2 protein-coding genes are annotated in these 1,389 nt (G+C 32.8%); both read right to left on the bottom strand.

Going from position 1 to position 1,389, the window contains the following annotated elements; translation table 11 throughout:
• Positions 1-48: 48 nt before the first annotated feature.
• The gene (locus ACLI50_RS22510; RefSeq protein WP_202844066.1) at positions 49-918 is read right to left on the bottom strand and encodes an IS3 family transposase; all 870 of its coding nucleotides are present in this window, start codon (positions 916-918) and stop codon (positions 49-51) included.
• Entirely contained in the window at positions 915-1,349 is a 435-nt protein-coding gene (locus ACLI50_RS22505) for a transposase (protein ID WP_202844064.1), read from the bottom strand. Before ACLI50_RS22505 ends, ACLI50_RS22510 begins: the two co-directional genes overlap by 4 nt.
• Between the last annotated feature and the right edge of the window lie 40 nt (positions 1,350-1,389).

The following is a 1,389-nucleotide window of genomic DNA, read 5'->3' as shown; positions in this document are numbered from 1 at the left end:
TGACTAGTCCTGAAAAACTGATACAGATTATAGTACAAAAATAAATAATTAAACCAGAGTAATTTTACTATTGCTTTGGTTTTTGTTTTTATAGGTTTTCATTTTAATTTGTGATTGGTTATGCATTTGGTTTGGAGTTAGATAATGATTTGAAAAATGTGGTCGTAAATCATTGTAGATTTCGATAGATTCATTTACTATCTTTTTCCTTAAATTATTGTTTATATCATGTTTATCAATATCAAACTCATGCTTTAAAATACCATTCACTCTCTCTGCTATTGCATTTTCATAAGGATCGGAGTTTTGTGTCATACTACATTTTAATTGATGTTTCTGTAAAAGTTTTTGATACTCATTCGAGCAGTATTGTAAACCACGATCGGAATGATGGATTAAAGATTCTCTCATCCCTTTATGCTTCTTGAGAGCTCTTTTTAAAGCTATAATACTACTCTGTGTATTCAAATTGTCTGCAACAAAGTGTCCCATTATTTTCTTAGAATATGCATCAGTTATTAAACTTAAATAGCTTGGATTTTTTCGGTTTCCTATATAAGTAATATCTGCAACCCATACTTGGTTGGGCTTTGTTATCTGGTAGTCCAGGAGCAGGTTCTTATGCTTTCTAAAACGATGATGAGAGTTGGTCGTAATGTGATAGCTTTTGCGAGGCTCAATCAATAAATGATTAGCTTTTAAGATGGCAAAGAATTTATCTCTCCCTACCTTAATGGAGCTTAAGGATCTCTGTAAAATAAAATATAATTTCCGGCCTCCTAACCGGGGCATCTTAACACGAAGATTCTCTACCAGCTTTACTACCTCTGAAGCTTTATCTTTACAAACTTTCGTACGCTTTATACTTCTATAATAGATTTGTCTATTTAACCCTAACAATCCGCAAGTAAAAATCAAAGTTTCTTTTTCTTTACTGCGGAAGTAATCGATTGTTCGGGTGGTGAGTTTTTTCGAATATCAATGTGATATTCTTTCTCAGCCAGATCAATCATCATATCAAAAAATATGGACTTTTTATCTGCAATATAAGCCTGCTTTTCTAAGAATGCCTTTTGCTTTTCAAGAAGCCTTACCTGGGCTTCTAATTCCATTATACGTTGTTCAGGTGTTTTTTCCATCGCGTAAGGTCTTTGGTTTTCCCAATCAAAGTTACCATATTTTCTCAGCCAATTTAAAATAGTTCCATGAGATTGAATACCATATTTCTTACGACAATTATTAATAGTGGATGCTCCTGATTCAACTTCTTTCACGATTTGAAGTTTTAAACTTAAACTGTAATCCTTCTGTGTACGTTTAATGTACGTGGATGTTAATGTTTCTGCCATAACGATTCTTTTTTGTGTATCGCTATTTCAGGACGAGACA

Origin of the sequence: Chryseobacterium cupriresistens (assembly GCF_046614675.1) — a bacterium.
GTDB lineage: Bacteria > Bacteroidota > Bacteroidia > Flavobacteriales > Weeksellaceae > Chryseobacterium > Chryseobacterium cupriresistens.
This window is presented reverse-complemented; position numbering and strand designations above follow the sequence as displayed.